Source organism: Butyrivibrio sp. VCB2006 (assembly GCF_000420945.1).
GTDB lineage: Bacteria > Bacillota > Clostridia > Lachnospirales > Lachnospiraceae > Butyrivibrio.
The window spans coordinates 257,834-281,341 of sequence record NZ_ATVX01000001.1; the positions used below are offsets into that span (position 1 = coordinate 257,834).

The 23,508-nt window shown below is 41.5% G+C and carries 20 protein-coding genes; 17 read left to right on the top strand and 3 right to left on the bottom strand.

Annotated features, from left to right (window positions below):
• Positions 1–41 precede the first annotated feature (41 nt).
• The 4 genes from G613_RS0101110 to G613_RS0101125 all read left to right on the top strand — a co-directional run bounded on the left by G613_RS0101110 (position 42) and on the right by G613_RS0101125 (position 3,940).
• Positions 42–836 carry an acyl-CoA dehydratase activase gene (locus G613_RS0101110; RefSeq protein WP_029230891.1) on the top strand — a complete coding sequence of 265 codons (795 nt, stop codon included), beginning with the start codon at positions 42–44 and terminating at the stop codon, positions 834–836.
• 19 nt (positions 837–855) lie between these two features.
• The gene (locus tag G613_RS19375; protein ID WP_155828001.1) at positions 856–1,023 is read left to right on the top strand and encodes a hypothetical protein; all 168 of its coding nucleotides are present in this window, start codon (positions 856–858) and stop codon (positions 1,021–1,023) included.
• Positions 1,024–1,079: 56 nt separating this feature from the next.
• The gene (locus tag G613_RS0101120) at positions 1,080–1,805 is read left to right on the top strand and encodes a hypothetical protein (RefSeq protein ID WP_029230892.1); all 726 of its coding nucleotides are present in this window, start codon (positions 1,080–1,082) and stop codon (positions 1,803–1,805) included.
• Between the two features lie 71 nt (positions 1,806–1,876).
• Positions 1,877–3,940, top strand: a complete 2,064-nt coding sequence (locus tag G613_RS0101125; protein ID WP_029230893.1) for an oxidoreductase — start codon at positions 1,877–1,879, stop codon at positions 3,938–3,940.
• 192 nt (positions 3,941–4,132) lie between these two features.
• Here the strand turns inward: G613_RS0101125 and G613_RS18295 are convergent, their stop codons facing one another.
• On the bottom strand, positions 4,133–5,050 hold the full coding sequence (locus tag G613_RS18295; protein ID WP_029230894.1) for a PilZ domain-containing protein: 918 nt from the start codon (positions 5,048–5,050) through the stop codon (positions 4,133–4,135).
• A gap of 183 nt (positions 5,051–5,233) precedes the next feature.
• Here G613_RS18295 and G613_RS0101135 point away from each other — a divergent pair, with 183 nt between their 5' ends.
• From G613_RS0101135 to G613_RS0101170, 8 genes are all read left to right on the top strand, one after another.
• The gene (locus G613_RS0101135; RefSeq protein ID WP_029230895.1) at positions 5,234–5,926 is read left to right on the top strand and encodes a YggS family pyridoxal phosphate-dependent enzyme; all 693 of its coding nucleotides are present in this window, start codon (positions 5,234–5,236) and stop codon (positions 5,924–5,926) included.
• A 100-nt stretch (positions 5,927–6,026) separates the two neighbouring features.
• Positions 6,027–7,673 (top strand): EAL domain-containing protein, encoded by a 1,647-nt coding sequence (locus G613_RS0101140; protein ID WP_029230896.1) that lies wholly within the window; start codon positions 6,027–6,029, stop codon positions 7,671–7,673.
• Positions 7,674–7,691: 18 nt separating this feature from the next.
• On the top strand, positions 7,692–7,964 hold the full coding sequence (locus G613_RS0101145) for a hypothetical protein (RefSeq protein ID WP_029230897.1): 273 nt from the start codon (positions 7,692–7,694) through the stop codon (positions 7,962–7,964).
• 122 nt (positions 7,965–8,086) lie between these two features.
• Positions 8,087–9,238, top strand: a complete 1,152-nt coding sequence (locus G613_RS0101150; protein WP_029230898.1) for a GGDEF domain-containing protein — start codon at positions 8,087–8,089, stop codon at positions 9,236–9,238.
• Positions 9,239–9,646: 408 nt separating this feature from the next.
• Positions 9,647–12,367, top strand: coding sequence for a right-handed parallel beta-helix repeat-containing protein (locus G613_RS0101155; RefSeq protein ID WP_029230899.1), 2,721 nt, complete (start codon positions 9,647–9,649; stop codon positions 12,365–12,367).
• Positions 12,368–12,371: 4 nt separating this feature from the next.
• Positions 12,372–13,637, top strand: a complete 1,266-nt coding sequence (locus tag G613_RS0101160) for a hypothetical protein (protein ID WP_029230900.1) — start codon at positions 12,372–12,374, stop codon at positions 13,635–13,637.
• Positions 13,638–13,640: 3 nt separating this feature from the next.
• Entirely contained in the window at positions 13,641–14,306 is a 666-nt protein-coding gene (locus G613_RS0101165; RefSeq protein ID WP_029230901.1) for a DUF6320 domain-containing protein, read from the top strand.
• Positions 14,307–14,338: 32 nt separating this feature from the next.
• A complete protein-coding gene (locus tag G613_RS0101170) occupies positions 14,339–15,541 on the top strand; it encodes a pectin acetylesterase-family hydrolase (protein WP_029230902.1) in 1,203 nt (400 codons plus the stop codon).
• Between the two features lie 38 nt (positions 15,542–15,579).
• Here G613_RS0101170 and G613_RS19380 read toward each other — a convergent pair whose 3' ends face one another.
• Positions 15,580–15,750, bottom strand: coding sequence for a hypothetical protein (locus G613_RS19380; protein WP_155828002.1), 171 nt, complete (start codon positions 15,748–15,750; stop codon positions 15,580–15,582).
• A gap of 152 nt (positions 15,751–15,902) precedes the next feature.
• Between G613_RS19380 and G613_RS0101180 the strand changes: the two genes are divergently transcribed.
• Positions 15,903–17,135: a hypothetical protein gene (locus G613_RS0101180; protein ID WP_029230903.1), complete on the top strand. Its 1,233-nt coding sequence runs from the start codon at positions 15,903–15,905 to the stop codon at positions 17,133–17,135.
• Between the two features lie 38 nt (positions 17,136–17,173).
• On the opposite strand, the gene G613_RS0101185 is transcribed toward G613_RS0101180, so the two are convergent.
• The gene (locus G613_RS0101185; RefSeq protein WP_029230904.1) at positions 17,174–17,473 is read right to left on the bottom strand and encodes a hypothetical protein; all 300 of its coding nucleotides are present in this window, start codon (positions 17,471–17,473) and stop codon (positions 17,174–17,176) included.
• A 187-nt stretch (positions 17,474–17,660) separates the two neighbouring features.
• Here G613_RS0101185 and G613_RS0101190 point away from each other — a divergent pair, with 187 nt between their 5' ends.
• The 4 genes from G613_RS0101190 (at position 17,661) to G613_RS0101205 (ending at position 23,507) form a co-directional block, all read left to right on the top strand.
• The gene (locus G613_RS0101190) at positions 17,661–19,559 is read left to right on the top strand and encodes a carboxylesterase/lipase family protein (RefSeq protein WP_029230905.1); all 1,899 of its coding nucleotides are present in this window, start codon (positions 17,661–17,663) and stop codon (positions 19,557–19,559) included.
• A gap of 284 nt (positions 19,560–19,843) precedes the next feature.
• Positions 19,844–20,425, top strand: a complete 582-nt coding sequence (locus tag G613_RS0101195) for a glycerol-3-phosphate responsive antiterminator (RefSeq protein WP_029230906.1) — start codon at positions 19,844–19,846, stop codon at positions 20,423–20,425.
• Between the two features lie 60 nt (positions 20,426–20,485).
• Positions 20,486–21,988, top strand: a complete 1,503-nt coding sequence (gene glpK / locus G613_RS0101200) for a glycerol kinase GlpK (protein WP_029230907.1) — start codon at positions 20,486–20,488, stop codon at positions 21,986–21,988.
• Positions 21,989–22,067: 79 nt separating this feature from the next.
• Positions 22,068–23,507 carry an NAD(P)/FAD-dependent oxidoreductase gene (locus G613_RS0101205; RefSeq protein ID WP_029230908.1) on the top strand — a complete coding sequence of 480 codons (1,440 nt, stop codon included), beginning with the start codon at positions 22,068–22,070 and terminating at the stop codon, positions 23,505–23,507.
• The last annotated feature ends 1 nt before the right edge of the window (position 23,508 follow it).

A 23,508-nucleotide genomic window follows, 5' to 3' on the forward strand; every position in this document is an offset into this window, starting at 1 on the left:
TTGCACAAATCAAATTTTTTGAAATGAAAGGGTATAAAAGAATGAAATATTTTGGTGGATGTGACGTAGGATCAACTTACACAAAGGCTGTAATTATTGACGAGACAGGCAAGATGGTAGCTAATACTACCTTGAAGAGTAAGATTATTGCACAGGAATCTGCAGAGATGGCTATGAAGGAAGTTGTAAGCCAGGTTCCGGAACTTAACAGCTCCAAGGACCTTACATACCTTATCGGTACAGGATACGGACGTAACAAGGTTCCATTTGCTGATGAGAACATTTCTGAGATTTCATGTCATGCTATGGGCGTACATGTAACAAATCCAAGCGTTAAGGCTATCATCGATATCGGTGGTCAGGACGTTAAGGGTATTGCAATTGATACAGACGGAACAGTTAAGAACTTTGCCATGAACGATAAGTGTGCTGCCGGAACAGGTAGATTCTTTGAGGCTATGGCAAGATCCTTCGAGATGAGTCTTGAGGACTTCTCTAAACTTTCTCTTAAGGCCAAGAACGTTATTCCTATCACAGCTCAGTGTACTGTTTTTGCTGAGTCTGAGGTTATCACCCTTGTTGGTGAAGGAAAGCCTATGGACGAGATTGCAGCTGGTATCGAGATGGCAGTTGCTAAGAGATGCTTCGTAATGAGTAAGAAGGCCGGAGCTACAGATTCCATCACACTTACCGGTGGATGTGCTAAGAATGATGGTCTTAAGGCTGCTATTGAGCAGGTACTTAAGCTTAAGGTTGTTAATCTTTCTATCGATCCTCAGCTTATGGGTGCCCTTGGCGCTGCTGAGTACGCAAGACAGAAAGGCCTTGCTAAATAAGAAAAAGAGAGGATAAAACATGAGTAAAGCTCTCAAGATTATAGGCACTATCTTAAAAGTGCTGACAATTATCACCGGTGTTTTGTTTGTTATCTATTTCTGGAATCTTGATCAGAAGTTGATGGCATGGCTTTATACTGTTGTTAACAAGATTTTTGATCGAAAGAAAGCTGATGTCAGATTCTGATATAACAGAAAGGCTGACTGTCAGAAATATGATTTATAGTAAGGAATTTAGATAACATGAAATTGTATGACGGCATTATATCGGACACCATGGAAGTTCTGGAGTCCTACAGAGACTTAGACGGGGTAAAAAAATATCCGTATGCCGGCAGTTCCTGGAAAGACAATGAAAGCAGTGAATTTATTATGCAGAGGGACGTTGCCCTTGAACTTGGGGCAGGAGGAGAGCCCTCAGTGAATTACACGCTTGTGTCTACATCAGGAATTGTCACAGAAGACGAAGTATTAGTCTATGGACCTGATATTAATGAGATTAAAGGAAATACTGCTTTTGCAAGAATAGTTATTTTGGATACGAAGGATCTTAAGGAAGATCAGGATACTGAAATAGCTTTTGCTGCTATCAGAAATCTTGAGTTCGTAAGGTATCACGTTTTTCCAAAGGGCTACATGGTAAGAGTATCAGCCCGCAGCAATCAGGAGCAGATCAGAATCAGCCAGGGTGCCTTCTCAAATGGAATTAACTTTGCCAAGGTTGGAGCTCTTTATATCAAAAAATATAAAGAGGTTCCCGAGGTCAAGAAGGTAAGGGTTATCTTTATAACAGAAAAAGAGCTGGTAGAAAAGCTGATGCCTAATGCAGACAAGGCTGATACCATAACCAAGACCTTGACACATATTCTGGACGGAATGCCTACCGATTGCGGACATTGCAGCATGAAGCCTGTCTGCGATGAAGTAGAGGGTATGAAGGAACTGCATCTTGGCAAAAAGAAGCAGTAAGAATTATTTGGGGCATTATTAGAATCCGGGATAATACCGGAGAAGACCATAGATAAGGGGGTATAGAAGGTTTGAAACAAGAGTATGAAGCATTGTTCACGCCTTGGAAGATCAGAAATCTAGAAATAAAAAACAGGATTGTTCTGGCGCCTATGGGTGGAACATGTATTTTTGGATGGATGGAGCCCGGGGGAAGCCATTTTGACAAAGAGGCTGCAAGACTCCTTCTTAAGGTTGCCAAGCACGATTGCGGCCTGGTAATTCCTGGAATTGCGCCGGTAAAAGATATGCTGGGCGGCAAATGGCTGTATCAGAATCCCGGCAAGTTTAAGCAGCTTGCTGGCTTTATGGATCAGCTTCACGGCACAGGTGCGAAGATGTTTGTACAGTTAACTGCAGGATTCGGAAGGTCTTTTGCCATGACAGATTCTCTTGCAATCCTTATCAGGAACAAGGCTCTGGGCAAGGTTGCGAAACCTTATGTTGACCCTGAGTATCTGACAGCTGCGCCTTCAGTTCTTCCTAACAGATGGGCTGATGACATCATGACAAGACCTCTTACAGTTGACGAGATTCATGACATTGTATATGCCTTCGGTGAGACTGCTAGACTCTGCAAAGAAGCAGGAGTTGACGGTATAGAGGTTCATGCTGTTCATGAAGGATACCTTCTTGATCAGTTTACTCTTGGTTATACCAACCATAGAAAAGATGAATATGGCGGATCTTTTGAGAACAGATATCGTTTTGCTGTAGAAATTGTACAAGAAATCAAGAAAAAATGCGGAGAGGACTTCCCTGTTTCTCTTCGTTATTCTGTGCGCTCCATGACCAAGGCCTTCCAGTATGGCGCTATGCCTGGAGAGGACTTTGAGGAAATCGGACGTGATATGGAGGAGTCTGAGAAGGCTGCCAAGTACCTGCAGGATGCTGGCTATGACATGCTCAACTGCGATAATGGTACCTATGATGCCTGGTACTGGGCTCATCCACCACAGTATATGCCACAGAACTGTAACCTTGAGGATGTGGCTCATATCAAGAAGTTTGTTGATATTCCTGTTGTCTGTGCCGGCAAGATGGAACCTGATGCCGGAGCCAAGGCTATTAAGAACGGGGATATAGATGCTATGGCTGTTGGTCGTCAGTTTCTGGCTGACCCCAAGTGGGTTGCTAAATTGGAACGTGGACTGGAGGCAGATATTCGTCCATGTATCTGCTGTCATACAGCCTGCTTTAACCTTACCAAGCACGGTAACAGTGCTAATGACCAGGATCTTTCCGAATCTGCGGGAATGTGCAAATGTGCAGTTAACCCTCGCAGTATGCAGAGCAAAAAATATCGCGTAATTCCTGCCAAGGACCCTAAAAAGGTTGCTATTATCGGCGGCGGCATCGGCGGTATGGAAGCAGCAAGAATCCTTGCTCTTCGCGGACATGAGCCTGTAATCTATGAAAAGACAAATGAGCTTGGCGGTGTATTTATCGCTGCTGCAGCTCCTGAGTTCAAGGAAAAAGACAAAGCTCTTATTGAGTGGCAGAAACGTCAGCTCCGTAAGCTTGGCGTTGAGATTCATATGAATACTGAGGTTAAGGCTGATTCACTTCCGCAGGCCGATGAATATATTATTGCAACCGGTGCGGAGGCTAATCGTATTCCTATTCCGGGAGCAGCTGATTATGCTATGGATGCAACAGATTATCTTCTGGATAAAAAGAAGGTTGGTAAGAATGTTGTTATCATTGGTGGTGGTCTTACAGGATGTGAAATTGCTCTTGATCTGTTCAGAAAGGGCAAGAATCCTCAGATAGTTGAGATGAAGGATGATCTCATTTCAGTTAAGAATATGTGTCTTGCTAACACAAGCTATCTTCGTGACTGCTTCAAGACCAACAAGGTCCCTGTATATCTTAAGGCTTCCGTTCAGGAAATTAAGGAAGACAGCGTAGTCATCACAACAGGTGATGGCAGAACAGTAACACTTCCTGCAGATAATGTAATTATGTCTGTTGGATATCACGCAACACCTCTTCTTGAGGCTGCCAAGAATGTACACCTTCTCGGCGATTGCAAGAAGGTAGGAAATGTTCGTAGCGCTGTTTGGGGCGCTTGGGACATCGCAATGAAGATGTAATAGGACGAAAATTCAAATATAAAATACATGTTTAAGCCTCATGGTGCTAAGCATTCCTCCGAGCCCACAACGGTGGCCTCGGATACATAGCACCAAAATCGTTTAAACATGTATTTTTTATATTCTTATTTTCTGTTTATAGAAATATATTCAATTGTAATTGCTTGTCCTTCGCATTCGCTCTTTTTGAACTTACACATCTCGAAGGTCCAGGAGATTCTCAATAGCCTTAGCTTGTTCCTTCATGCGGGCTTCTTTCTTTTGCTCACGAAGAGTTTTAGGCTCACGGCTTATGTGTTCCAGATTAGCAGGATCAAGAGGATTGGAAGAAGAAATTCTCCTGTTTGGGGAGTTCTTTTCAGGGATAATGTTTCTTGCAAGGTCCTCTTCAACCTCCACAATCTGCTGTTCCTTGGTAATATCAGGATTAAGATCAGTAGGAATAATATCCTCCCTGATTGGAGTAGCAATGATGCCGGAATCTTCCGGAGTTCCGTACTTTTCACTCTTTTTGGTATTAAGAAGACCAATGAGGTCTACGTTCATGTTGGAAATACTGCAGCCTAGCGCAGGTCTGTCAGAAACGGAGAACATTCTGACCACAGTGGCTGTGACCTCGTATTGATGGAGCAGTTCACCGTATCTAAAGGTTACATCAATCTGATCCCCAACCCTTACCTTGGTGGCATTATCTACTATCAGAGACATTCCTCTCATGGAAATATCATGAACAATACAGTTCTTAATAGTTGCGGAATTGCCATTGGTTCTGAAAACTCCGAGTTTTTCCAGGAAAAAGCGCTCCGCTTTACGCTCGTTTTCAGGCTCAAGAGAAGAAGAGCAGCGTATAAGATGAAAATTGCCGTATCTGGTTTTGACGGGAGTTACGGATGTAGACATGAATTTATAGATTCTGCCATCTCTTTTGTTGCGAATCTGAATCTGAGAGGGCTCTAGAAATTGCATATATTTGCCAAAGTATTCCATTGGCTTCACAAGGAGGCCTGCGTTGACACCAAAAATGGCCTCTGTCATAAGAACAACGTTATGCTGATTTATGGATGCATGAATTTTTACTTCGGATCCGGCTGCAATATCGTTGATGTTCATTGATTCCCCCACTGAAACTTAGGATCGGAAATTGTTGGCTGATAATACAAACTAATATAGAAAGGCGTAATAACCGCCTATAAATATGATATAATGGGCATGTTATTTTAGCAAGAAAATATCGTTTTTACCAAGATGCTGGTTAGACATAAGATTATTTGGACATTAGGAGAGAGAACATCAATGATAAAAGAAAACCTTGAAATAGTTGAGAAGAATATTCAAGAAGCCTGCAAAAGGGCCGGAAGAGATAGAAGCGAAGTTACACTTATTGCAGTCAGCAAGACTAAACCTGTAAGTGATATAAGACAGGCTATGGAATGCGGAATTACTGTATTTGGCGAAAACAAGGTTCAGGAAATAAGAGATAAGACTGCTGAGATCAAAGAGCCATTGTTCTGGCATATGATTGGACATCTTCAAGCCAATAAGGTTAAGTATCTTCCTGGAGTTGCGTGCATGATCCACTCCGTTGATAATGTGAAACTTGCGGATGAAATTGAGAAACAGGCAGCCAAACATGACATTGTTATGGATGTACTTGTAGAAGTTAATATGGCTCATGAGGACACCAAGTTTGGCATCACTCCGGAGGAAGCGCCTGATTTTGTAAAAGAGATAAGTGTCAACAAACATCTTAAGATTCGCGGACTTATGACCATAGCGCCATATACAGAGGAACCTGAGACAAACAGAGTTTTCTTTAGCGGACTTCGTAAACTGAAGGATGAAATTAACGCTATGAATATTCCGGGAGTAAATATGGATACTCTTTCAATGGGTATGACGGGAGACTATGAAGTTGCTATCGAAGAGGGCGCAACCTTCGTAAGAGTGGGCACCGGAATCTTTGGTGAGCGAAATTATTCTAAATAAAAAATGTGAAATATTAAATAAACATAAACGAATTTACACTAATTATGCCGGATAGTATAATTTACTTATACTATTTGGCATTTTTTGTGTGGGGATGAAAATGGAAGAGATTACTCTTTTAAGCAAAGTTTTCGAGATTTTAGCCAATAACAATAAGGGAAGTTATGTCTTTTTATCGGATATAAAAACCGGGTATTCCAGGTGGTCTAAGGAGTGCGTGGAGGAATTTGGACTTCCTTCAGATCGTATCGAAGATGCCGGACTGATATGGGCTGAGCATGTGCATCCTTCGGACAGGGCAAGGTATGATCAGTCGCTTGAGGATGTATTTAGCGGCAGAACAGATTCCCATGATTTAGTTTACAGAGCCAGAAATAAATACGGAGAGTACGTAGCAGTAACATGCAGAGGAAAAGTGATACGTGATGACGATAATACTCCTCTGTTTTTTGCGGGCACAATAATAAATCATGGTATTGCCAGCGAATATGATAATGTTACCAATCTGTACACCAAGGAAAAACTGATTGAAACCTTGGCTGATTACAAAGAAGACAAGCAAAGATACAACATTCTTTTTATTGGTATTTATAACTTTATAGATATCAATAATGTTTATGGATATGAGTTTGGAAACAAAGTAATCAAGAATTTCGCAGAAAAACTGTTGGAATACACTGATGATGCCGAGGTCTTTTCAGCAGGCGGCACAAAGTTTGCAGTAGTTTCCACAGAATTAAAACTAAGCCAGTTAAAAGAGATATATGAAGAACTGGCTGATTACGGAAGATATTCAATTACTGTTGATGGAACACATGTTGCCATAATGCTCGGGGCTTCCTGTACGGAAGTTACGAACTTTGCTGTTGATGAGCATACTGTCTTTTCTAATGGTCTTAGAGGACTTGAGGAATCCATGTACGAGAAACATGGAGAAATCAATGCCTTCAGTAACAGCCTTATGGATAAGAGCCATGAAAGGCTTGTATTATTAAATGCTCTTAGGAATAGCATACTGGAAGATTGCGACGGATTTTCGCTTGTATTCCAGCCGGTTATAGATGCAGAAACTGAGTCGTTAAAAGGCGCAGAGGCACTGGTTAGATGGAAAAAGGATCCTTACGGAAATGTTTCTCCGGCGGATTTTATAGCCTGGCTGGAAGATGATCCGCTTTTTTACGACCTGGGATTATGGATAGCCGAGAATGCAATGAGATTTTGGAAGGAGAATGTTCTGACAGTCAGACCTGACCTGAACTTGAGCATAAATCTTTCCTATACTCAGCTTGAAAGATCGAATTTCAGAAAAGATTTTGCTAATTTGATAAAAGAGCTGGATTTTCCTGCTGATAGGCTTAAAGTAGAACTTACTGAGAGATGTACAATACTTGACAAGCATTTTCTTAGAAATGAGATTATTTTCATGAAATCTCAAGGCATTGATACTATTATCGATGATTTTGGCACAGGTTTTTCGGCTATGGAACTTCTTTTGGTTTTACCTGTGTCGGGAATCAAAATTGACAGGTCTTTTGTCAGCGGAATAGCAGAGGACATACGTAAACAGGCTGTAGCTGAGGCAATAATAACCTGCGCACAGAAAATGGGATTACACATAACGGTTGAAGGTGTGGAATCGGGCATTATAAGGGATGCAGTTAAGTCTTTTGGAGCATCATCTTATCAAGGGTACTTCTATTCTGTACCTGTGCCTATAGAAGATTTTGTGAAGCTTCCATTTATGTAAAGATTGGGATGAATTAATATGATCAGGACGGAACCGTTAAATAAGAACTACACAATTGATCAGATCAATCATTTGATAGATACAGGCCATGTATTCGTAACTCCCTTTGGACTTAACAGGACTTGCTATATTGTGGTTAATCACAAGCCATTCATGGTAATAGCAACAGACATATCTATCAGGGGAGTTCAGCTAAGCGGAGCATGGTATACATGGGAAGATCTGGCAGCTATGGGAGGGGTTTATGAATCAGAGTTTGAAGCACTTTCTGCAATTGCAAATGGAGCATAAACGAAGGGTGAGAGCTCTTCGTTTTAATTTATAAAAAATGTATAAATAATGCATAAACATTGTCACACATATTTTTAAAAGTGCTAAAATTGTTCTTACATTGGCAATTCGGAGGATAGACTTTGGAATACGTCTTTTATTATGTGATGGCGCAAGTGGCAAGTATATTTCTACTTGGTATCGTCCTTTTTAAAATACATAACAGCGTCAATAAACAGCTATCACAGGTATATTTGGGGAATCTGATTTTTGTTCTGATGCTTTATTTCGGAGCTGAAATCTTTTGGTCAATCGTTGATGGGGGAATCATTGCTTCCACCAAACCTTTATTGTACCTATCCAATATTTTTACCTATGTGTTACTTGGTATTGCGGCTTATCAATGGTATTTGCTCTCGGAGGCAATTCAGAAGAACAAGGCTATAGAGAGTAATGCTACAAAGCTTATTTTGAGTATACCTGTCTGGCTATCAACTATATTGTGTGTAACAGCGTACAGAACCGGACTGGCATATTATGTAGATGAGAACGGAGCACTTGTAGGCGGTAGGCTTTATGTAATTCTTATCATAGTTCCTTTTGGATATATGATAGCAGCGTCGGTAAAAGCTTTTGGAAGGGCATTTAACAAGGACAAATATGCAGAGCGAAATCTGTATTTCATGATAGGATTTTTCCCTATCGCACCTATTGTTTTGGGTATTGCTCAGGCTGCCTATTGGAGAGCACCATTTTTGTGTTACGGAGCTGTAGCAGCGGTGTTCTACGTTTACACCTCAATTCAGGATAACCTTATTTCTTTGGATCCGCTTACGCAGGTCAACAACAGAAATCAGATGTACAAATATCTGACACAGAAAATGAAGAATCCTGACCCCGGGCTTTCACTATTTCTTTTGATAATTGATGTTGATAAGTTTAAAGGCATTAACGATACATACGGTCATATAGAAGGTGACAATGCTCTGGTTATGATTGCAGATGCAATCAAGAGTGCATGTCAGGGACCAAGAAACAGATTCTTTGTTTCAAGATATGGCGGAGATGAATTTGTAGTTGTTGCTGAAATGGGATATAGGGCAGAAGCTACATGGCTTGCAGAACAGATCAGAACAAATGTAAGAAAGATCAGCGGAGAACACAGCTTGTCATATCCACTTAATGTGAGTGTGGGAATAGCGCAGTATGACTTCTCAGAGCCTGTTTCAATACAGTCATTCATTGCAAGAGCTGACTCTGATCTTTACAAGCAAAAGAAACTAAACGCCGGTTAAGATAAAAATAGAATTTGAAATAACAAGGGCCGAAACCATCATGGTTTCGGCCTTACTATTTATCTTAGAGAAATTAGAATAATCTACCTAAAGAACTGACAAGCAGTCCCGCCAGTATGAATCCTGCTAGTATTGCTATTGCATATATGTATTTCATTCGTCCCATAGCTTAACTCCTTACACTTAGTAAGTAATATTATATAGCATTTGAACGTATTCATTAAAGATGTAATTTGCAAAATAACTTATACAGAAAATATCAATATTGAAAAATCCTAATCAGCAAAAGAAGTGCATAAAACATGATATAATTATTATGTATGTAAATCTTGTTCTCGTTCTTAGAATAATTCATTTATAGGAATCCATTTTAAGCATGGGTTCGCGGACTTGAAGGAGGGGGTATATATGCAGATATATGTAGCTGGTAATGTGCTTCGGAGTGGTGATGGAACTGTTAATCACCCATTTAAGACCATACAGGAAGCTGCACAGCTTGCAAATGCAGGTGATACAGTATTTGTTGGCCCTGGAATATACAGAGAGTGGGTTAAACCGGTTAATTCCGGTACTAAGGATAAGCGAATCACATATATTTCTACCTCAAGATCTGAGGCTATAATCACAGGTGCGGAAGAACTGCGCGGTTTTGAGCAGTTTGAAAATGTTTGGAGAATCAGAATTCCTAATAGCTTCTTTGGAAACTACAACCCTTACGTGGATACTGTTCATGGGGACTGGTTCTCAGCTTCTGACAACATTCCCCACACCGGAGATATATATTTAAACGGCAAATCCATGTATGAGGTTTTTGATTTAAATACATGCATGCATCCCATGAAAGACAAGAGGTCCTGGGATCCCGGCTTTACAGAGTATGTCTGGTATACAGCCCAGGAGAACGATGAGACCGTTATCTATGCTAATTTTCAAGGTAAGAATCCGAATATAGAAAATGTCGAGCTATCAGTCAGAAAGGCTTGTTTTTATCCAGAAAAAGAGGGGCTTGATTACATTACAGTATCAGGCTTTAGCATCAGGTGCGCTGCAACCCAGTGGGCGCCTCCTACAGCTGTTCAGGAAGGTATGATAGGTCCCCATTGGTCCAAAGGATGGATCATTGAGGACTGCGATATTTGCGAGTCGAAGTGCAGTGGTATCTCTCTGGGCAAGTATTATCAGAAGGGCAATAACAATAAGTGGACCACAAACTGGGTAAAAGATGGAACTCAGACCCAAAGAGATGCTGTGTGCCAGGCTGTAAATGATGGCTGGGATAAAGAGAATGTTGGATCCCACATTGTAAGGCGCTGCGATATTCATGACTGTGGTCAGACGGGTATTGTGGGACATCTTGGCGGAGCCTTCTGCGTAATTGAAGATAACCATATTCATCATATTAACAACAAGCATAACCTTGCAGGTGCTGAGATTGGTGGAATTAAACTTCATGCTGCAATCGACACCATAATAAGACGTAACCACATTGATCATTGTACAAGGGGAATCTGGCTTGACTGGGAGGCCCAGGGCACAAGAGTAAGTCAGAACTTCCTGCATGACAACGTGCCACCGGAGGGGACCATCATTGACAATGGTCTTTCCCTTGGAGAAGATATCTTTGTAGAGGTATCTCATGGCCCGACTATCGTGGATCATAACCTGCTACTGTCGGATATTGCCTGCAGGCTCAGTACCCAGGGAATAGCCTTTGTACATAACTTTATCGCTGGCTCTTTTACCTATGTTGGAAACGGAACAGACAACGGTGGTAAAAGATTTGCTACAAACAGGTACACACCATATCATGTGCCACATTCTACCAAGATTGCAGGCTTTATGACAATTCTTCATGGTGATGCCAGATTCTATAACAACATTTTCCTGCAGAGGAACGTGCGTCAGGATCTTTTGGAGTACTGTGTATCCAAGGATGCTGATACTATCGACAAGAATAATTTCATCTGCGGAACATGCCCATATAATGCTTATCCGACTGCTTCTGAGTATTTCTCGGGCTTTTATAAGGGCGCAGAAAAAGATAAGGGTTCCAAGGATCATTACTATGATCACTTGCCTGTTTACATGTCAGGTAATGCATATTTTAACGGGGCAAGGCCCTGCGATACTGAGAAGTGCCATGTGGACAAAGACCACAAGATAAGCTTCTATATCGACGAAGAAGAGGGCAGATATACACTTCATACCAATCTCTATGAGTATCTGCCTAGAAATATAACTATGCCTGTTAACTCTGCTGTTTTGGGAGTTGCCTTTGAACCGGAGGCAAGATTCGAAAATCCTGACGGAACAGAGATAATTTTTGACAGAGATTATTTCGGAAGGAAAAGAGGCATTAACCCTGTAGCCGGTCCTTTCGAAGAGTGTAGAACCGACAGATTCACAGTACAGACTCCGGGCTTTGGTTCATATCTCATAAGGCATGAAGAGAAGGCCAGAATCTCCAAGAAGAATGATGAAGCCGATGAGATTTTAGAGGAGGTAAAAGAGAAGGCGCCTACAATCTATGTAGAGCCAACCGATGAAGCTCCTAATCTGGAAGAAATAGAAGAACCTAACTTCACCATAGATGAGGATGAGTTTGAAAACGAAAACAGGGTAAGCGAAATAAATTCCAATGTTCTGCTTACAGGGTGTGATGCCTGTGGAATCAAGTTCCCCTTTGAGGGAGGTCTTTTCCAGGTAAGCGACATGTTTGTTAAAGGCAATGAAGTCTGGCTATATGATGGCACTAATGAGAAGCTTGTGGAGCTTGATCTTGAATATGGCATTTACCATAACCTGAAAAGATGGTCCGTTGGGGCACTCCAATCTCTTGATGTGTCTGAAGACCCTAATATTGAGGGACTTGTACGTACGGCAGGAACACTTCTGTGCATTCTTTCTAAGAGCATGACTCACGATGCAACAGATACCTGCGATACAATTCAGAGTAAGGTGAATACCGGAATTGAGCCTAAGGGTATCAAGATGAGATTCACACCTAAATATCTGAAATTTATCAGAAACAAGAAATTTATATCCCTGGAGGATGTTATCTACAGAATGAGCCGGGGGTCTATGGATGTTGTGACTGAAAGACTAGAGAATACTAAAAAGGAATCATAACTGAATGGAAAAGAGTAACAACTGGTACAAACTGGATAATGCGGCCAAAATTGTACCATCAACTGCAAAAGGCGCAAATACCAGAGTCTTCAGACTTACCTGTCAGCTGACTGAGCAGGTGGACGAAGACATTCTGCAGCAGGCTCTGGATGAAATTATAGAAGAATTTCCTATCTTTAACTGCGTGTTGCACAGGGGGGCATTCTGGTATTACCTGGAAGAAAGTGACCTTCGGGAGATAGTGGAGGAGGAGAATACACCGGCCTGTCTTCCGCTGTATATTCCGGGACGTAAGAACCTTTTGTATAGAGTAAATTACTATAACAACAGAATTAATCTGGAAATGTTCCATGTTTTGGCGGATGGTACAGGAGCATTCATGTTCTTCAAAAATCTTTTGACAAGGTACCTTGTGATCAAGCATGGCATAGATGCTGATATTAAGCCCACAGATGAGTTTTCCATTGAGGAAAAAAACGTGGATGCTTTCACGGACTTTTACAGCAAACAAAAGGGTCTGAAACAGCTGAAGGAGATGCGTTCAGTCAAGGCTTACCAGTTAAATGGTGAGATTGATGACAATCTTTTGCCTCATTTGATTGAGGGCACAATATCTGCCAAGAAGTTCCTTGACATAGCCCATGAGAACAACACTACAGTAGGTGTTATGTGTGTTGCAGTGTATATCAAGGCAATTATCCAAGGCATGAACAGGGCACAGAGAAGAAAGCATATTGTTGTCAGTGTTCCTGTTAATCTTCGTCAGTACTTCAAATCCGGAACCAGCAGAAATTTCTTTGGAGTTATCAATATTGATTATGATCCGGCGGATTATGACGGACAGATGAGCAGTATTATCAGCAAGGTTGATAAGGATTTCAAAGAAAAGCTTGCCCCGGACAATATTGAGAAAACCATGAATTCCTATGCGGCTCTTGAGCATAATATTGGAATCAAGATGATTCCGCTTCCAATCAAGGATTTAGGCATAGGCTACTTTGACAGAGCGGCCAAGAAGGGCGTTACAAGTTCGATGTCAAACCTCGGACAGATCAAGATGCCTGAGGAGGTTGCAGATTATATTGAGGGCTTTAGTGCGTTCATGACTGCAGCAAGCCAGCAGATTACAGTTTGCTCTTACAAGGACAGGCTTACCTTCGGTGAATGCTCACCCTACAAGACTCACAAGAGTATGCTTAATTTCTTCAGGTGCCTCACAGAGATGGGCCTGGAAGTAGAGCTTGGAACAAATGATTACGACAAGGAGTAAAAAATGCAGTATTGTCCTAAATGTAAGGTTAATATAAGAGGCCGAAAGGCTTGCTGTCCATTATGCCAGGGACAGCTCAAACAGACAGATGGAGAGCCGGAAGCTCCTTTCCCAACTTTGAAAAAGAAAAAGGTCAGCAGTATAACACTTTTTAAGATAGTTACCTTTTTGTTTATTGCTTCTGAGATTGTGTTTGGAACAATCAACTATATGACTGACGGCAGATATTCTTTTATCGGCGTTACTATGCTGGGAATACTGGTTGGATGGGCAACTATCGTAACCACTATGTACATCAGAAATAATCTGATCAAAGTTATTACCTTTGAAGTTATAGTGGCCATAATAGTCGATGTTTACGTAGATCTTAGAACGGGATTTATTGGCTGGAGCGTGATGTGGATGATACCAAGTACGCTATTGGGCCTTGCTATAGTAACGATAGTTACAGCCAAGATTCTTAAGCTAAGACTTGATGAATACATTCTTTATCTGGTGCTTGATCTTGTGATGGCTCTTTTGCAGATAATATTCATCAGAAACGGTATGAATAAGTTTACCTGGCCCGCAGTTTGCGTGATCATGGTTTATTTGATCCTTATAGCCGGGCTTATTATCTTCAGATTCAGAGATCTTAAGAGAGCATCGGAAAAAATGTTCAACATGTGATGATTATCATCAATTACTAGTGGGAGACAACCATGAGTCTAAAGGACGGACTTAATAAAAATAACTTCAAACGTGGAATTGTCTTTGCTTCCAAGGTTGGTGACTTTGTAGAAAACAGAATTGGTAAGGCTATAGAAGAGAGTTCTTTTAAGGCCCCGGACCTTCCCGAAAGACCTGAGAAGATGACCTGGTATAAGGTGCCCCTTGAAAAAGGTCTTTCAGGAGATGGCTCTGAGTACCATATTTACGTGAAACTAGCCGATCCGGACAAACTGTGCGTGTTCCTGTCCGGAGGTGGTGTTGCCTACAACGAATATACAGCGGCAAGACCTGTAACAGGCGGCAAAGTTGCTGCAGGTCTTCCCAATTACTATTGGAATAACCTGCGCCCATTTACTCAGATAATGAATATCAATGTGGGAATTACAGATATTATCACAGACAAGAATCCTTTCAGGGATTGGGGTTTTGTTGTAATTACCTATGCTACAGGGGATTTCCATGTAGGTAATAATGATTATCCTTATGTAGGTGAGGATGGCCAGAACAACATTCTTCATTTTCATGGATATGTGAATTTTCTTGAGAGTATGAAGATTGCCAAATCTCTTTTTCCAAATCCAAGTACACTCCTGATAGCTGGTAATTCCGCCGGAGCCTTTGCAGTTCCTGCTCTTGCAGGTGAGATAGTTGATGACTATTATCCAAAAGCTAGGAATATTACGCTGTTTTCTGACAGTGGGCAGCTTTTGTACAAGAACTGGAGGAAGACTGCCAAGAATATCTGGATGACCAAGGAGGCCACCTGGAAAGCAATTCACACCGAGAATATTACGTTGGACTGGTACAAGGCTCTTTATGCCAAGTATGGTGACAGGTTCAGATATTTATACTCCAGCTCTATCTACGATTATCTTCTGAGCGCTTATTACAACGATATTATCAACAAGAAGTACAAGACTGATCAGGATGTTCAGCTTGAATACTACAAGCAGCTTCAGGAAATGGTAAAAGAGCTAAAGGAGATCACACCAAAGTTTGGAATGTTCATAGACGACTGGAAGATACCGCTTATTACCATGGGCGGAACAGTGCATACCAGTGTCCGTGAGCCGCATTTTCTTTTGTTTACTGAAAACGGAATAACCATGGCTAAGTGGCTTATAGACGCCTGTGAAGGCAAGGTCTACGATGTGGGAATGGACCTTTTAAAGGACGAAAAAAAAGACCGCTGATCATAGCGGTCTGATAGTTCAACTAGTGATTGTAGAAATCAATCTACAAAGCATTCTTCAATTTGAGATTCATACTCACTACGAAGCTCTTCCGGAATATCGTACTCGTCCAATGCCTCAGCTACTGACCAGTGTTCATTGGCCATGGAGCGAAGGATGTTGCGAATAACACTTGAATCAAGCGCCTCAATATCAGCAACATTACTCATAATCTACACCCTCCTCATACAACAATACATACGAAATAAAAATCATTTCTTAACTACAATATATTGTAGTACAAAAATAAATAGATACAAGTATTGACATTTATATTGAAATAATTTTTGTAAAATATGCACAGAAAATGAGAGGGAATTTCATGCATATAACAACAATTGCTCTGATAATATCTATACTGGGTCTAATTACATCCTTTGGCTTTGTGGGACTAATTCCCTCTGTTTTTGCCTTTGTTCTGAATATTCTCAACTTAAAGGATGAGAAATCTATAATGACTGTCAGGTCGCTGGCAATCTCTTTTGTCGGAATACTGCTCCCAATAGTTATGTATCTGAATACCTATGGACTTAAGCTGCCCTATGATAAGCCCCAGGGGCTTAGTACGCTTACCCAGATCATCTATGATAATTACACCAAGCTTGGCTTCGATATGAGCGGAATGGTAAAGAACAATGATGATGATTTTATGATGACCACGGTTGATAATTCTGATGGAATGTATTATGTGGCAGATGGTGTTGTTGCGTCTGATGACGGAATTAGTATAGAGGATAAATACGAAGACTGGAGTCCTGCCGGAGATGACGGAACTTTAAATGGGAATACGGATACTAATGCGCTGGATCAGGAAGGAAGCGGACAGAGTGATTTTGGCGATAAGAACGGAAAAGAGGCTTCTGAGAAAATAGCACTTGAACTTGGCCAGGACAGCATCTTTGAGAGTATAGACAGTTTGGACGAGGGTAAGAATAGTGGCTACGGCGCAAGCAAAAAAGCTGCGTCAGACGATAATATGCCATCCTACGGCGGCCTTCCTATAGGCACACTTATTTTGGGACAGTACTTCAGAGAAGACGATCACAACTGTAATCCGGTGCTGGTTCTTCAGAATGAGACAGGGAAAGACTGCAGGTTTGAATGTCTTTTTACAGCAAGAGATGAAGATGGAAATGAGCTTGCAACGTCAAATAAGACAGTGGAAGTTGTTAAAAACGGCGAGAAATTCGTGTTTGAAGGAAGATTTGATAAGAAGGAGCTTGGAAGCGTGCTTCCGGCTATGTATGAGTTCTTGATTTCCAAGAGGGAACCTTACGAAGAAAATCTATATGACGATGTGGCGGTACTTGGGGAAATCGTAGAAAATTCAGCCTTTGTTACTGCTATGAATACCAGCAATAAAAAGGCTAAAGTAGATGCTTACGTGCTATTTTTTGATGGGGAAGAGCTTGTGGACTGCATTTGGATGATACCTCAGAATTCAGGAGAGGTATGCATCGAACCCGGAAGTAGTGCAGCCATAAAAGGAGATGCCTACTACAAGTTTGACAGGATTGAAACCTATTATACTGCCTATGAAGCAGTGGGGGAGTAAGGGGGATTACTTACCGGAGTTACTAGTTGCGTAGTTGCTTACTGCGGAGTGTCAGGTTTTCCGCTTTCGATCATCATGTCAATTGCTTCAAGGGCAACTTCGTAGATAGAAGCCATATCTTTTGCCCCTTCATCGTCTTTACTTGCAAGCTTTCTGTACTGATTGTGGAAATAGATTCGAGACTGCTCGATTGTCTGCTTTGTTATAACATGACCATTACAAAAGATACTGCCGGTGTCAGGATTGTACTTGCCTGCAGTGTACTTGGCTTTCTGGGCATCACCCATTCCCATTGATTTTGCAAGTGAATGAATAAGGTCTTCTCTTCCTAATGACATAATAGTCTCCTTTTGTAGAATTGATGGCTGTATCCTAATAACATTATATACCAAACATAGATAAATGGTTAGACGATTATTATATTGATAATTGACATAAGTATGATAATAAAATATAATTGCATACAATCAATGTCAAAAATATAAGTTTTACGGATATTCGAATAATACACGGAGGTAATGAAAGATGATAGGATACTATATCTGCGTAATACTCATTGGAATTATATACATTGCAGTTCTTGAGCTTTCCAAGAATGTTATTGCAGGCTGGATTATTGGCATTCTGGCTACGATAGCAATGCTTGTTTACAGAAGTCTGTTTTACAAAAAGGGAAGCGGTGCAAAAAGAACAATAATTGCCTTTTTGGTATTTGCAGCAGTGCTGGTTCTAAACTACATACTGACTCAACCTCCTGTAAAAAGAACTCCTGCTGTCGATAATAAGAATCCCGATGTGACTGAAGTTGTGACAATTCCACAGGGACAGCTTACCGGAGTATATAACAAGGACCATACTGCGAAGGTGTACGCCGGAATTCCATATGCCAAGGCTCCTGTTGGTGAACTTAGGTATAAAGAGCCTCAGGCCCCCGAAGGCTGGGATGGAGTAAGGACATTTGATCATTTTGGACCAAGGGCCATGCAGACAAGTGGGTCAATATTTGTAGATTCACTTTCCCATATTCTTGGCTGGCACGACTATCAGATTAAGTTTGGTGATGAATATGTTGAGGAAACAAGTGAAGACTGCCTGTATATCAATGTCTTTACACCTGCAGATGCCAGAATAAACACAAACTCTTTATCCGGGACGAGTGATAATAATGATTCCGATGATGAACTTCTTCCTGTAATTTTCTATGTACATGGTGGATCCCTTACAACAGGTCAGTCTTCATATACAGAGTACAGGGGTGAAGATTTAGCCCAAAAAGGAGTAGTGTTTGTAAACTTTGCTTACAGACTGGGTGTCTTTGGATACTATGCAGCCGATGATCTTAAGGCAGAGTCTCCAAACGGCACAACAGGTAACTATGGCCTTCTTGACCAGATTGCAGCCCTTCAGTGGGTTTACGATAATATCGAATACTTTGGCGGAGACAAGAATAAGATTACAATTGCAGGGGAATCAGCAGGCTCATCCAGTGTGAATGCACTTTGTGTGTCACCTCTGACTAAGGGACTGTTTAGATATGCCATTGCAGAGTCTAGTGGTATTGTGGCAAAAGAGCCATTTCATACCTTTAGATATTATGAAGATGCGATAGAGACCGGTGGTAAGGTAAGGGAAGAGTTTGGAGTGTCTTCCTCAGAAGAACTTCGAAGCATTCCTGCATCGGAACTTGTTAAGACCAAAACTCAGAATTCATCCATGACAGTGGATGGTTATGCCATTGTTGAGCAGCCTTATCTTACATATGAAAAGGGTGAGAATCATGAGCAGGCCCTTCTTAATGGATTTAACGTAAAAGAGTCGGATGCATTTCTTTTGAACACTAAGGCAACTAATGAAAATTATGAAGAGCTGCTTGCGGATAATATGGGAGAATATGCCCATGAAATGGCTTCTGTAGTTCCTCCGACACTTCCTCAAAGAGATCAGCACTTTATAGTTGACGCTTTGGGAGAAGCAAAGGGCGCTCTGAATGTGGCCTATAGTGCCATGTGGTTTAGCTATTCCCACTATGTATGGAATAACTACATGATTCAGCAGAATAGGCCCGCCTACGAGTACTATTTCACCAAGACCAATAACCTTTTGTCCAATTATCATGCAGGAGAGCTTCCCTATGCCTATGGCAATCTGTGGAGACATCCGGGGCTTTACGACGAGGAAGATTACAAGCTTTCAGAGATTATGCAGAGCTACTGGGTAAACTTTGCGTATACAGGAGATCCTAACGGATTTCTTATAAATGCCGACGGCAGCAAATCCACGGAACTTCTTCCTGCCTGGGAAAAGAGATCTGCAACCCAGGATAAACTGCTTCAGCTTGATACGACTATTCGGATGATTGATGATCCTAACATGGAGATATATAAGGTTATAGATAAGTATATGGATAGCAGAGTTGTAGAATAAATAATTGTTGTATCCTTTGAGGGTACTGTCATTTCATACAAAATGAGATGCTCAAATTGTGCACTTGCAACAAAAATTGTGAAAAAACGCGGAAACTATTTATAACTTGTTGCGTTTTTTAGCGCGAAAGCCTATTATATTCACATGGAAAAATTATTAATTATGAACCTTAGAGATGAGAGCAAAGGGTAAGCAAGAGGGAGGACCTCTGCTTCCTTTTTGCGCTCATTTTTTTGTGCAGAGAACTTGACGAGGTACATAGTTATTAAACTTAGCGAGGATACATGGAGAATCGGGAATTTATAGATAAGATTGAACAAAATCCTATAATTGCTGCGGTCAAGGACCATGATGGCCTTAGGACAGCGCTTAAGGAGGATGTGGAAATCATTTTTGTTTTATATGGAGATGTGTGTACGATTTCAGATATCGTGGATGAGATTAAGACAGCAGGAAAAGTTGCTATGGTGCACATAGATCTGATCACTGGTCTTAATAATTCAAGAGATGTGTGCATTGATTTTATTAAGAACAATACCAAGGCTGATGGAATCATTACAACGAAGAGCAATCTTATTCCTCATGCCAAGGAGCTTGGTCTTAGCACGGTCCTAAGATACTTTATTCTGGACAGTATGGCTCTTACCAATATAGAGAAGCAGTCCAAGGCATCAGGCGTTAAACCGGACCTTATAGAGTTTCTTCCGGGTATAGTGATGCCCAAGATGATCAAAAAGATAAATAAAGTCAGCAGAGTTCCAATAATAGCTGGGGGACTTATCTCTGACAAAGAAGATGTTATGAATGCCTTAGAGGCAGGAGCAATAGCAATTTCCTCTACCAATGAAGATGTTTGGGGATTATAAAACAATCAGAATGAATTAGTCAGATGAGTGTTTAATCATTAGTAAAAAGGAGTTTTAGGTATGGCAAAATATGTAATGGCATTGGATTCAGGTACAACTAGCAACAGATGTATTCTCTTTAATGAGAAGGGAGAGATGTGTAGTGTTGCGCAGAAGGAATTTACACAGTTCTTTCCTCAGCCGGGCTGGGTTGAGCATGATGCCAGTGAAATCTGGCAGACACAGCTGTCTGTGGCTCGTGAAGCAATGAGTAAGATAGATGCAACCTTTGAAGATATCGCTTCGATTGGTATTACCAATCAGCGTGAAACTGTAATTGTTTGGGATAGAAAGACAGGACAGCCCATTTCAAAGGCTATTGTCTGGCAGTGCCGTAGAACAGCAGATTTTGCTGAACAGATGAAAAAAGATGTTCCAGGCATTGTTGAGAAATTCCAGCAGAAGACAGGTCTTAAGTTTGATCCATATTTCTCAGGAACCAAGATAAGATGGATTCTTGATAATGTTGAGGGAGCAAGAAAAAAGGCAGAAAATGGCGAGCTTTGCTTTGGAACTGTGGATTCCTGGCTTATTTACAAGCTCACTAAGGGAGCGGTTCATGTAACAGATTATTCAAACGCTTCCAGAACACTTCTTTTCAACATCAACACCCTTGAGTGGGATGAAGAGCTGTGCGAGCTTTTACAGATTCCAACCTGCATGCTTCCTGAGGTTAAACCAAGCAGCTGCATTTATGGAGAAAGTGATCCGGAATTCTTTGGCGGACCTATCAAGATTGCCGGTGCAGCCGGTGACCAGCAGGCAGCGCTTTTCGGTCAGACCTGCTTTAATGAGGGAGATGCCAAGAATACTTATGGAACAGGCTGCTTTATGTTGATGAATACAGGAGATAAGCCAATATTCTCCAAGAACGATCTTCTTACAACAATTGCCTGGGGAATTAACGGCAAGGTTACTTACGCTCTTGAAGGTTCTGTATATGTGGCAGGAGCTGCGATCCAGTGGCTTAGAGATGAGCTTAGAGCCATTGATTCGGCGCCGGATTCAGAATACTTTGCAACAAGAGTTAACGATACAAACGGTTGTTACGTAGTTCCGGCATTTACAGGTCTTGGTGCTCCATATTGGGATCCATATGCAAGAGGTGCGATAGTAGGTCTTACACGAGGCGTTAACAAGTACCACATTATCAGGGCAACACTGGAGTCACTGGCATTCCAGACCTATGATGTACTTCATGCCATGGAGCTTGATACAGGCAAGAAGCTCACCTCACTTCGTGTTGACGGCGGCGCTTCCAAGAATAACTTCCTGATGCAGTTCCAGGCTGACATTATCAATACAAATGTAATAAGACCAAGCTGCGTTGAGACTACTGCTCTTGGAGCTGCTTATCTGGCCGGATATGCAGTAGGCTTTTGGAAGGACAGAGACGATGTTTGCAGCAACTGGGCTATAGAGCGTACATTTGCTTCTTCCATGGACAAGGAAATGAGAGAAAAAGAAATTAAGGGCTGGCAGCAGGCTGTGGCATCCACAAGAGGCTGGGCCAAGGAAGCATAAATCTAAGTTGTATCAGAAGAAATACAGATAAGTCATAAATATATAGGGATATATAGGATAAGAGAAAGAGGAGATTATTATGTTTGACGTAATTGTAATTGGTGCCGGCGTATCCGGAAGTGCGATTGCAAGACAGCTTTCACGCTACAACGCAAGCGTATGCGTACTTGAGAAATGTGAAGATGTCTGCGAAGGAACATCCAAGGCAAACTCAGCCATTGTTCATGCTGGATTTGATGCTGATGAAGGCTCACTTATGGCTAAGCTTAATGTAAAGGGCAATGAGATGATGGATGATCTCGCAAGAGATCTTGATATTCCATTTAAGAGAAATGGTTCAATGGTTGTCTGCATCCACAAGGAAGAACTTGATGGCCTTAAGGTTCTCTATGAAAGAGGCGTAAAAAACGGTGTTAAAGGCCTCAAGATCTTAAGTAGAGAAGAAGCTCTTGAGATGGAGCCAAATCTTTCAGACAACGTAGAAGGCGCTTTATATGCTCCAACAGGCGGAATCATCTGCCCATTTGAGCTTACTATCGCTATGGCAGAAAATGCCAATGTAAACGGCGTAGAATTCAGATTTAACACAAGAGTTGAGGATATCAAGAAGGGCGAGGATGGACTTTGGCACCTTCGCACCAACAATGGTGAATACAAGGCTAGATATGTTGTTAACGCAGCAGGTGTTTACGCTGACAAGATCCACAACATGGTAAGTGCTGACAAGATGCACATTATTGAGAGACGTGGTGACTACTGCCTTCTTGATAAGCAGGTTGGCGGATATGTGTCACACACTATTTTTCCACAGCCTACTAAGTTCGGTAAGGGCGTTCTGGTAACACCTACTGTACATGGAAACCTCCTTGTAGGACCTACAGCTATTGATATTGAGAATAAAGAGGGCACAGCCACAACAGCTGCAGGAATCGATGAACTTCAGGCTAAGGCTTCTGAGAATGTCAGAAACCTTCCAATGAGAAATGTAATTACTTCTTTTGCAGGACTCCGTGCTCATCTTGAGAGACATGAGTTTGTAATCGAAGAAGTTAAGGATGCACCTTGCTTTATCGATGTAGCCGGAATCGAGTCTCCAGGCCTTTCTGCTTCACCTGCAATCGGTGAGATGGTTGGCGATATGCTTAAAGAGAAGATGAACCTTACCGAGAAAGAGAACTGGATCGGAACAAGAAAGGGCATCACAAGAACAGAAGGTCTTTCTGTAGAAGAGATGAACAAGCTGATAAAAGAAAATCCAGCTTACGGAACCATCGTTTGCAGATGCGAATCTATCACAGAGGGTGAAATCCTTGATGCTATTCACAGACCTCTCGGCGCAAGATCCCTCGACGGTGTTAAGCGCAGAACCCGTGCAGGAATGGGTAGATGCCAGGCAGGCTTCTGCTCACCAAGAACTATGGAAATCCTTAACCGCGAGCTTGGACTTTCCTATGAAGAGATAACCAAGTCAGGCGGCAAATCAAATATTGTAATAGAGAGAACCAAAGGGGAGGTATAAA

Bases quoted from the DNA above. Each gene is read 5' to 3' on its own strand.
- G613_RS0101110 (WP_029230891.1), top strand. From the start codon at position 42: ATGAAATATTTTGGTGGATGTGACGTAGGATCAACTTACACAAAGGCT.
- G613_RS19375 (WP_155828001.1), top strand. From the start codon at position 856: ATGAGTAAAGCTCTCAAGATTATAGGCACTATCTTAAAAGTGCTGACA.
- G613_RS0101120 (WP_029230892.1), top strand. From the start codon at position 1,080: ATGAAATTGTATGACGGCATTATATCGGACACCATGGAAGTTCTGGAG.
- G613_RS18295 (WP_029230894.1), bottom strand. From the start codon at position 5,050: ATGAACATCAACGATATTGCAGCCGGATCCGAAGTAAAAATTCATGCA.
- G613_RS0101135 (WP_029230895.1), top strand. From the start codon at position 5,234: ATGATAAAAGAAAACCTTGAAATAGTTGAGAAGAATATTCAAGAAGCC.
- G613_RS0101140 (WP_029230896.1), top strand. From the start codon at position 6,027: ATGGAAGAGATTACTCTTTTAAGCAAAGTTTTCGAGATTTTAGCCAAT.
- G613_RS0101145 (WP_029230897.1), top strand. From the start codon at position 7,692: ATGATCAGGACGGAACCGTTAAATAAGAACTACACAATTGATCAGATC.
- G613_RS0101155 (WP_029230899.1), top strand. From the start codon at position 9,647: ATGCAGATATATGTAGCTGGTAATGTGCTTCGGAGTGGTGATGGAACT.
- G613_RS0101160 (WP_029230900.1), top strand. From the start codon at position 12,372: ATGGAAAAGAGTAACAACTGGTACAAACTGGATAATGCGGCCAAAATT.
- G613_RS0101165 (WP_029230901.1), top strand. From the start codon at position 13,641: ATGCAGTATTGTCCTAAATGTAAGGTTAATATAAGAGGCCGAAAGGCT.
- G613_RS0101170 (WP_029230902.1), top strand. From the start codon at position 14,339: ATGAGTCTAAAGGACGGACTTAATAAAAATAACTTCAAACGTGGAATT.
- G613_RS19380 (WP_155828002.1), bottom strand. From the start codon at position 15,750: ATGAGTAATGTTGCTGATATTGAGGCGCTTGATTCAAGTGTTATTCGC.
- G613_RS0101180 (WP_029230903.1), top strand. From the start codon at position 15,903: ATGCATATAACAACAATTGCTCTGATAATATCTATACTGGGTCTAATT.
- G613_RS0101185 (WP_029230904.1), bottom strand. From the start codon at position 17,473: ATGTCATTAGGAAGAGAAGACCTTATTCATTCACTTGCAAAATCAATG.
- G613_RS0101190 (WP_029230905.1), top strand. From the start codon at position 17,661: ATGATAGGATACTATATCTGCGTAATACTCATTGGAATTATATACATT.
- G613_RS0101195 (WP_029230906.1), top strand. From the start codon at position 19,844: ATGGAGAATCGGGAATTTATAGATAAGATTGAACAAAATCCTATAATT.
- glpK (WP_029230907.1), top strand. From the start codon at position 20,486: ATGGCAAAATATGTAATGGCATTGGATTCAGGTACAACTAGCAACAGA.
- G613_RS0101205 (WP_029230908.1), top strand. From the start codon at position 22,068: ATGTTTGACGTAATTGTAATTGGTGCCGGCGTATCCGGAAGTGCGATT.